This window comes from Mesorhizobium sp. M0626 (assembly GCF_040320665.1).
Lineage (GTDB): Bacteria > Pseudomonadota > Alphaproteobacteria > Rhizobiales > Rhizobiaceae > Mesorhizobium.
This window is the reverse complement of record NZ_JAMYQD010000006.1, coordinates 271,077-280,000: the sequence shown is the minus strand read 5'-3', so window position 1 is coordinate 280,000 and position 8,924 is coordinate 271,077. Positions and strand designations below refer to the sequence as shown.

Sequence of the window (8,924 nt, the reverse complement as noted above, 5' to 3'; positions counted from 1 at the left end):
TGAGCGGGGATTTCGCCGCTTCGTTGACTTCACCCGCCGTGACAGGCAAATGTCATGGCCCAACAGAAGCGAAAAGCCGTTCCGCCCGGGGAAGAAGCAGCCTTTCTGGATGCCAGACACGGAAGATGTCATAGCCGAACTCGGCAATGAGCCGCCGCTGATCGCGGATGGCCGCAGCGGCCCGCCCGACCGGCGCGAGGTTTCAGCGCGCTGGCTGTCGGGCACCTTTCTTACCGGCGTGACCTCGAGTGTGCTGATGGGCGTGGCGTTGTTTGCCGCCCTTGACGGCCGCCAGCAGCTGGCAACCCCGCCCGAAATCGCCGAACTGGCCCAGCTCGAAAGCGGCGGCGATTCCGGCGAGGTCGCCAAGACCACCAGGCTGGTGGCGCCGCGCCAGATCGCCAAGGCCAAGGACCGCCGGCGCATGGAAGTGTCGATGGTGACCAAGGTCGGTGACCGCGACGTTATCCACACCATGCCGTTCGTGCAGATCAAGATGGCGCTGGCCGCCGGCCACACCACCAACCGCGCCTATCCGCCTTTCGACCCGATGCAGGTGTTCGGCGACGATGGCGACTCGACGCCGGCGCAGCCGGCGACGGCTTCCGCAGTTGGGGGCCAGATCTACGGCGCCAAGGTCGAAAGCGAGATGAGCCTGAAGACGGTCGATTTCCCGGTCGAGACGGCCTCCTTCGACGAGAAAAGCGACCTGTCCGCCGACGAGGTGGAAAAAGTGGTGCGCGAAGCCGGCACCGACCTCAGCGACGGCGCCGTGCAGGTCGCCTCGCTGCATTATGTCGACCCGCAGCGATTCGGCGATGCCTTCGCCGAATCGATGGCCGGCTCCTACGACGTCAAGATCGTGCCGGAAAACGTCTCGGTGGCGCCGCGCGTCGCGCTCGACGACCAGACCCCGGCTTTCGCCGAGGAAATCATTCCCTTCACCAGGGACCGCGACATTGCCGAGGCTTTCGCTGATTCGGGCTATACGGGCGATGACGCCACCGGCATGGCGGAGGCGATCGGCAAGCTGCTCAACGCACCGGCGCTGAAGGCCGGAACCGTGCTGCGGGTCGGGCTCGAGGTACATGGCGACGCCGCCAAGGTCGTTCGCACCAGCGTCTATGACAAGACAACGCACATCGTCACCATCGCGCTCGACGACCGCGGCCAGTATGTGCCGGCGCAGGAACCGGAGCCGAACCCCGAATTGCTGACCGCGTTCGACGATTCGTCGGCACCGGTGGTGGTGCGCGGCAATCTGCCGAACGTCTATGACGGCATCTACCGCGCCGCCTATTCCTATGGCATGTCGAAGAAGCTGACCCAGCAATTGGTCAAGCTCCTGGCCTCCGGCGTCGACTTCCAGTCCAGGCTCAATCCGTCGGACCGCATCGACGTCCTGTTCTCGCAGCCGGACGGCGACGACCAGGCCTCCGACGAATCGGAACTGCTCTATGTCTCGTCGACCTTCGGCGGCCAGACGCGCAATTTCTACCGATTCCAGATGCAGGACGGCTCGACCGACTATTTCGACGAGGACGGATCTAGCGCCGAGCAGTTCCTGTTGCGCAATCCCCTGCCCGCCGGGAAATTCCGCTCCGGCTTCGGCGCCCGCCGACATCCGATCCTCGGTTATGTCCGCATGCATACCGGCGTCGACTGGGCGGCGCCGATCGGAACGCCGATCATCGCCGCCGGCAACGGCACCATCGAAAAGGCCGGCTGGGCCGGCGGCTACGGCAAACAGATCATCATCCGCCATGCCAATGGCTACGAGACCTCCTACAATCACCAGAGCGCCTTTGCCAAAGGCATCGAACCCGGCGTTCATGTCCGCCAGGGCCAGACCATCGGCTTCCTCGGTCAGACCGGCCTCTCCACCGGTCCGCATCTTCACTACGAGCTGATCGTCAACGGCACCAAGGTCGACCCGATGCGCGTGCGCCTGCCGGTCGGCAAGGTGCTGAAGGGCGACGACCTGGTCGCTTTCAAGCGCGAGCGCGAGCGCATCGATGAACTGCTCAAGCAGGAAGACAGCAATCCGCTGAAGGTCGCGAGCGCCAAGATCGAAGGCTAGTGCATGTCGCCCAGAAGTGTGCCGCGGCTCTGGGACAAGGACATGTGTCAAAACAAAGACTTAAAGCGCGTCGTATGAATCCGTTTCAGCGCGACGCGCTTTAAGCCGTCACACTCGACGCCAGCGAATCATAATCGCCCCATCAGAGCATTCCGAATCGGGTCGGCTCCGAATCAGGTCGACTGCTCCTCTTCGGCTCGTGACCAAGGCAGCTTTTGCCCCGAAACGGTGGCCCAGGCGATAACAGCGGCAAGGAGGCAAAGCACGGCCGTCACTGTCGACACGGCCGCGAACGCCGCATCGCTGGCGGCGAGCCGTGTTGCATCAAGGTCTGGCGCCAGGCCGGCCAATGCCGGTTCGCCGAATCCCGGAATGCCCGGCCTGACGCTGGTATCGAGCATCGTCGAATAGACCCAGGCCGCGAGCGAGCCCATCGCCGCCACAGCAATCAGCCCGCCAATGCGCGAAACCGCATTGTTGATGCCGGAAGCGGCGCCGGTATCCTTGTCCTCGACCGCGGTCATGACCGCCGTCGACAGCGGCGACACCACCAGCGCCATGCCGAGCCCCATCACGGCCATCAGCGGAAAGATACCGGTCCAGAAATTGTGCATGCCGGCATGAGTGAGCAAAGCCAGCCCGGCAAAGGCGATGGCAACTACCAGGCAGCCGCTGGCGATCGGAAAACGCGGACCGATGCGATCCGACCACTGGCCGACGAGACCCGACAGCAGCGCGATCGACGCCGACAGCGGCAGGAAGATGAAACCGACCTCTTTGGTGCTCAGCCCCCATCCGGCGATCAACAGCATCGGCAGGTAGAACAGATTGGCCGACAGGGCGAAATACAGGAAGAAGGTGGCGAGGTTGGCGCCGGCAAAGGCGCCGATCCGAAACAGCTTGAGATCGATCATCGGCTCGCGCTGCCGAAGCTCGAAGACGATGAAGATGATAAGCAGCACGGCGCCTGCGGCGATGCTCGGCCCCGACATCAGCCCGCTGCCTTCGGCGCTCATCGAGGTCAGTCCGTAGGCAAGCGCCCCGAAGGCAAGCGTGGCGAGAGCGGCGCCGCCGAGATCGAGGCTTCGCTTCTCCGTCGGCGCGTCGGCGGGAATCTTGGCCAGCAGGAGATAGATCGAGATCAGCCCGAGCGGCAGGTTGACGGCGAAGATCGCCCGCCAGATACCGCCGCCAAAGGCCGACAGGACGAAGCCGCCGAGCACTGGACCGAGCGCCGTCGTCAGCGCCGAGGCGGCGGCCCAGATGCCGATCGCCCGGCCGCGCTCCTTCTTCGGATAGGCCTTGGCGATGATGGCGAGGCTGCCCGGCACCATGATCGCCGCACCAATGCCCTGAATGGCGCGAAAGGCGATGAGCACCAGCGCATTCGGCGCCACCGCGCAGGCCAGCGAAGCGACGATGAACAGCGCAATGCCGGCAACGAAGGCGCGCCTGAGGCCAAACCGGTCGCCGGCGGCGCCGCCGGCCAGAATCAGCGCCGACAGCGTCAGCGCATAGGCGTTGGAAATCCACTGGACCTCGGCCAGGCTGGCGCCTAGGTCGACGCGCATTGCCGGCATGGCAATGGCCAGGATCGACCCGTCGATGAAGCCGAGCGCTGACGCCAGGATCGCCGCTACCAGCACGAACTTGCGCTGCGACTGCGGGCAAAATGTACCGTTGGAAAGCGACCTGGTCAGGGGAACGGCTGCGGCTTCGCTCGGAGACTTCATGAGCGTCTGCTTAGACTTGTTGCGGGCCGGCAACAACCAGCCAGCACCCTGCGCTCATGAATCCAGCTTTGGATCGGCCTGCCTTGTGGGCAGGCCGATATCACTGCGCTGGAGCGCTCACTTGCTCCGCAACATCATCGGCCGAGGGACCGCCGACGAACTCGACGGTGACGCCCGGCGACACCAGCTTGGCCAGTTCACGCGCATCCCAATTTGTCAGGCGCACGCAGCCATGGCTTTCGGTCTTGCCGATCTTGGAGGGATCGGGCGTGCCGTGAATGCCATAGGTCGGCTTGTCCAGCGCGATCCACACCGAGCCGACCGGGCCGTTCGGACCCGGCGGGATGGTCAGGATCTTGTCGTTCTGGCCCTGCTTGAAATTGATGCTGGGGTTGTAGGTGTAGTTCGGATCGAGCGCGACGCGCGACACCGTATGGGTGCCGGTCGGCGAGGGCGTGTCGGCTGAACCGATGGTGGCCGGATAGGCCGCGACCAGCTTGCCACCGGCGTCATAGGCGAACACCTGCTTCTTGTCCTTGTCGGCGACGATGCGAGCGACCGGCGTCGCCACCAGCCTGCCGAAATTGGCGACCTTGATGATGGTGCCGGGACGGCTGAAGTCTGCCTCGGGATTGAGCCCCTTCAGGTAGTTCTCATCCATGTGGAAGCGTTCGGCCAAGGCTTCGGTGACGGAGGTGTAAGCCATGCGGTCGAGTTGCGCCTTCTGGCTGTAATCTTCCGGTATCGAGGCGACATAAGGCCCCGCCGCGTCTTCGGGCGTGATCGTATAATTGGCGAAAGCATCGCCACCGGTTTGCGCCAGCGCAGCCTGGATGCCGACCGCGTCGGTCGAGCGCAGATTGCTGCCGGTGATCTGGTTGTAGGCGGCAAGCGCCTTGTCGACATTGGAGCCGAAGCGCCCGTCGACGACGCCGGGTGAAGCGCCGGCGCGGTCGAGCAGCACCTGCAAGGCGGCTACATCCTGGCGTGCGCCGAGTGAAAGCGAGGGATCGACCACGGTCTTGCCACCGGCTTTCGGCGGCAGCGCGCCCTGGTCGGCGGGCGCCGCCGGTTCGGCGGGATCGATAGAGGCTTCGTTCAGCGGCTTGCGCTTGACGGGCCGCGGTTCAGCGGATTTCGGCGCTTCCGGATAGGTGTCGCTGTCATTGGCATCATCCTGCGGAGCGGCCCCCAGGAATCTGTCGCTTTCAGGATCGTATTCATCAACCGGCGGGCCGGGGATTCGTCCCTGATCGTCCAGTTGCCTGCGGCGGAAACGCGCCATGTCTTCGGGATCGTCGAGATAGTAGCGGTCGTCGTCTTCGACCGGTGCGCGTCCAAGCTCACGTGCCCGCATTTCCCGGCGCAGCGCGCGGCGGTCGAGCCTGGTCTGCGGCGGCTGGATGGCGATGACCTTGCCGGTCTCGGCATCGACGATGACGCGGTTGCCCCTGGCGTCGTAATAGATGTCGAGATTGCCGTCCTGGGCAAGCACAATGCCGCCGCTATCGGCGGCGCGGACGGCCGGCAGTGCGTTGTCCATAGTCGGCGATGCCATGGCGCTGGACGTGAGCAGCCCGGCGGCGAGCACCGAAAAGGCAAGGATCGTGCGGAACATGGTGGTCAAACTCTCCGGTACTTACAGCGCAGCGCGTCCGTTTGGACGCGCAAAGGACGCTGTAACACTTCATGTCTGCGCATGATCCTTTCCGAAAATCGAATTTCGATTTTCGGGGTCATGCGTAATTGCCGCCGCCCGGCAGTGTTCCCACCAGAACGTTCTCGCCACCGTTTGGATGCGCAAGGAACGCCCTGATCGTCAAAAGCCTGCAGGCAAACCCCTTCGCCAGCAAACCACAACATAAGCTTTCCAACATGAACCGGGCATGAAGATGGCGGATTACTGGTTGCTACAGGCCCAATTCCTTGCGCGTCTGCCTCGTCAGCTTGAGGACGACGAGGCGGTGGCTTTCGCCGAGATAGTCCTTCAGCGCATCATCATCCATGCTCTGGCTTGTCTGACGCTGGATCCATTTCATGCCGCGCGAGGCGAGATAGGGCGCCGGCCGGCAGCCGGGCTGATCCTTCAGCACGTCATATGCCATCTCAGAGCATTTGAAGGTGACGAAGACGCCACCCTCCCGGTCATGGCCGGCGATGGTGAAGACCTTGCCACCGACTTTCCAGACATCGGCCCCGCCCCACTGCACGACGTGCGTCGTCTGCGGCAGCGAGGCGCAGAAGCTGTTGTAGTCGTCCAGCGTCATCTGCACCCCCGTCAAAGGATTGTTGTTTCATAAGAAAATGCCGCGCGTCCGGTCGGACGCGCGGCGTTGGATCAGGCTGCCGCGTCGGTCGGCACCACAGTGGGCCTGGACCGGAAATTCAACCGGTCGGAGCCGGCGGTGACCTTGACGGTCGAGCCGTCGAGTATCTCGCCAAGCAGGATTTTTTCCGCCAGCGGATCTTGCAGGTCCTTCTGCATCACCCGCTTCAGCGGCCGCGCGCCATAGGCCGGGTCGTAGCCCTTCGCCGCCAGCCAGTCGATCGATTCCTGGTCGAGCGACAGTGTGATCTTGCGGTCGGCGAGCAGGCTTTCCAGCCGCTTGAGCTGGATCTCGACGATGCGGCCCATATCCTGCCGGCGCAGCCGGTGGAACAGGATCACCTCGTCGACGCGGTTGAGGAACTCCGGCCTGAACGAGGCTCTCACCACGCTCATAACCTCGTCGCGCACGGCATCGACATCCTGCTCTTCGCCGAGATTGACCAGATATTCGGCGCCGAGGTTCGACGTCATGACGATCAGCGTGTTGCGAAAGTCGACCGTGCGGCCCTGCCCGTCGGTCAGCCGCCCGTCGTCGAGCACCTGCAACAGGACGTTGAAGACATCCGGATGCGCCTTCTCGATCTCGTCGAACAGCACGACCTGATAGGGCCGGCGCCGCACCGCTTCGGTCAGCGCACCGCCTTCCTCATAGCCGACATAACCGGGAGGCGCTCCGATCAGCCGGGCGACCGAGTGCTTCTCCATGTATTCCGACATGTCGATGCGCACCATGGCGCTCTCGTCGTCGAACAGGAAATTGGCCAGCGCCTTGGTCAGTTCGGTCTTGCCGACGCCGGTCGGTCCGAGGAACATGAACGAGCCGATCGGCCGGTTCGGATCCTGCAGCCCGGCCCGGGCACGACGCACGGCCTTGGACACCGCCTGCACCGCTTCGCCCTGGCCGACGACTCGCTTGCCGATCTCGTCTTCCATGCGCAGCAGCTTGTCGCGCTCGCCCTGCAGCATCTTGTCGACCGGAATGCCGGTCCAGCGCGACACGATATGGGCGACGTGGTCGGGCGTGACCACCTCTTCGACCATGCCGGCCTTGCCGTCCTGGGCTTCGGCTTCCTTCAGCTTCTTTTCCAGTTCCGGGATCTTGCCATAGGCAAGCTCGCCGGCGCGCTGGAATTCACCCTTGCGCTGGGCAATGGCGAGGTCGTTGCGGGCCGCGTCGAGCTGCTTCTTGAGGTCAGCGGCGAGGCCAAGCTTCTGCTTCTCCGACTGCCATTTGGCAGTGATCTCGGTCGATTCCTCCTCGAGGCCGACGAGTTCCTTTTCGAGACGCGCGAGCCGGTCCTTTGACGCCTCGTCCTTCTCGACCTTCAGTGCCTCGCGCTCGATCTTGAGCTGCATGATGCGGCGATCGATTTCGTCCAGCGCCTCGGGCTTGGAATCGACCTGCATCCTCAGCCGCGACGCGGCTTCGTCGACAAGGTCGATCGCCTTGTCCGGCAGGAAACGGTCGGCGATGTAGCGGTTGGACAAGGTCGCCGCCGCGACCAGCGCCGAATCCGAGATGCGCACCTTGTGGTGCTGCTCGTACTTCTCCTTCAGGCCACGCAGGATCGACACGGTATCTTCCACCGACGGCTCGTTGACGAAGACCGGCTGGAACCGGCGGGCAAGGGCCGCGTCCTTCTCGACATGCTTCCTGTATTCATCGAGCGTGGTCGCGCCGACGCAGTGCAGTTCGCCGCGCGCCAGCGCCGGCTTCAACAGGTTCGAAGCGTCCATGGCGCCATCGGCCTTGCCGGCGCCGACCAGCGTGTGCATCTCGTCGATGAACAGGATGATGCCGCCGGCCGCCGAGGTGACTTCGTTGAGCACGGCCTTCAGCCGCTCCTCGAACTCGCCGCGATATTTGGCGCCGGCAATCAGCGCGCCCATGTCGAGCGCCATCAACTGCTTGTCCTTCAGCGATTCGGGCACGTCGCCATTGACGATGCGCAGCGCCAGACCTTCGGCGATCGCCGTTTTGCCGACGCCCGGCTCGCCGATCAGCACCGGGTTGTTCTTGGTACGCCGCGACAGCACCTGGATGGTGCGGCGGATCTCGTCGTCACGGCCAATCACAGGGTCGAGCTTGCCGGCGCGGGCATCGGCGGTGAGGTCGCGCGCGTATTTCTTCAGCGCGTCATAGCCCTGCTCGGCGCTCGCCGAATCGGCGGTACGGCCCTTGCGGACGTCGTTGATCACCTGGTTCAGCGCCTGCGCTGTGACGCCGGCCTTGGACAGGATATCGGCCGTCTTGGCCGACTTCTCCATCGCCAGCGCCTGCAGCAGCCGCTCGACCGTGACAAAACTGTCGCCGGCTTTCTTGGCCAATTCCTCGGCGGTCGAAAACACCTTGGCCAGCGGCTGCGCCAGATAAAGCTGGCCGTTGCCGCCTTCCACCTTGGGCATGGCCTCAAGGGCGGTCTCGACGCCAAGCTTGACGTCGCGCACGTTGCCGCCGGCGCGCTCTATCAGCGAGGCGGCCAGCCCCTCGTCGTCATCGACGAGGACCTTCAGCATATGTTCGGGAGTGAATTGCTGGTGATTGCGCGAGAGCGCCATGGTCTGGGCGGACTGAATGAATCCGCGGACGCGCTCGGAGTATTTCTCGAGGTTCATATCTGTCTCCTTCCATCACCGGCCCGCTTTGCGGCACCGGATCAGATTGCGGTGACGGACCCGCTCATCCGAGCCGGGTCCAGTTCACGCCAGATATGGGGCGCAAGCCATTGCCGCTCAAGACGTCCGGCTGATGATATTGCATGGCCGAGCAAACGAAAACGGC

The 8,924-nt window shown here is 64.1% G+C and carries 5 protein-coding genes; 1 reads left to right on the top strand and 4 read right to left on the bottom strand.

Translation table 11 applies throughout. The features are described from left to right. Positions 1-109 precede the first annotated feature (109 nt). Positions 110-2,080 (top strand): M23 family metallopeptidase, encoded by a 1,971-nt coding sequence (locus NKI37_RS10010; RefSeq protein WP_023686664.1) that lies wholly within the window; start codon positions 110-112, stop codon positions 2,078-2,080. 173 nt (positions 2,081-2,253) lie between these two features. On the opposite strand, the gene NKI37_RS10005 is transcribed toward NKI37_RS10010, so the two are convergent. From NKI37_RS10005 to clpB, 4 genes are all read right to left on the bottom strand, one after another. Further along, a complete protein-coding gene (locus NKI37_RS10005; protein WP_023685769.1) occupies positions 2,254-3,813 on the bottom strand; it encodes an MFS transporter in 1,560 nt (519 codons plus the stop codon). A 100-nt stretch (positions 3,814-3,913) separates the two neighbouring features. Then, positions 3,914-5,431, bottom strand: a complete 1,518-nt coding sequence (locus NKI37_RS10000) for a L,D-transpeptidase family protein (protein ID WP_023712839.1) — start codon at positions 5,429-5,431, stop codon at positions 3,914-3,916. 292 nt (positions 5,432-5,723) lie between these two features. Then, entirely contained in the window at positions 5,724-6,080 is a 357-nt protein-coding gene (locus tag NKI37_RS09995) for an MmcQ/YjbR family DNA-binding protein (RefSeq protein ID WP_352789890.1), read from the bottom strand. A gap of 71 nt (positions 6,081-6,151) precedes the next feature. Continuing rightward, a complete protein-coding gene (gene clpB, locus NKI37_RS09990; RefSeq protein ID WP_023804568.1) occupies positions 6,152-8,758 on the bottom strand; it encodes an ATP-dependent chaperone ClpB in 2,607 nt (868 codons plus the stop codon). Between the last annotated feature and the right edge of the window lie 166 nt (positions 8,759-8,924).

Bases quoted from the DNA above. Each gene is read 5' to 3' on its own strand.
- NKI37_RS09995 (WP_352789890.1), bottom strand. From the start codon at position 6,080: ATGACGCTGGACGACTACAACAGCTTCTGCGCCTCGCTGCCGCAGACG.
- NKI37_RS10005 (WP_023685769.1), bottom strand. From the start codon at position 3,813: ATGAAGTCTCCGAGCGAAGCCGCAGCCGTTCCCCTGACCAGGTCGCTT.
- NKI37_RS10010 (WP_023686664.1), top strand. From the start codon at position 110: ATGCCAGACACGGAAGATGTCATAGCCGAACTCGGCAATGAGCCGCCG.
- NKI37_RS10000 (WP_023712839.1), bottom strand. From the start codon at position 5,431: ATGTTCCGCACGATCCTTGCCTTTTCGGTGCTCGCCGCCGGGCTGCTC.
- clpB (WP_023804568.1), bottom strand. From the start codon at position 8,758: ATGAACCTCGAGAAATACTCCGAGCGCGTCCGCGGATTCATTCAGTCC.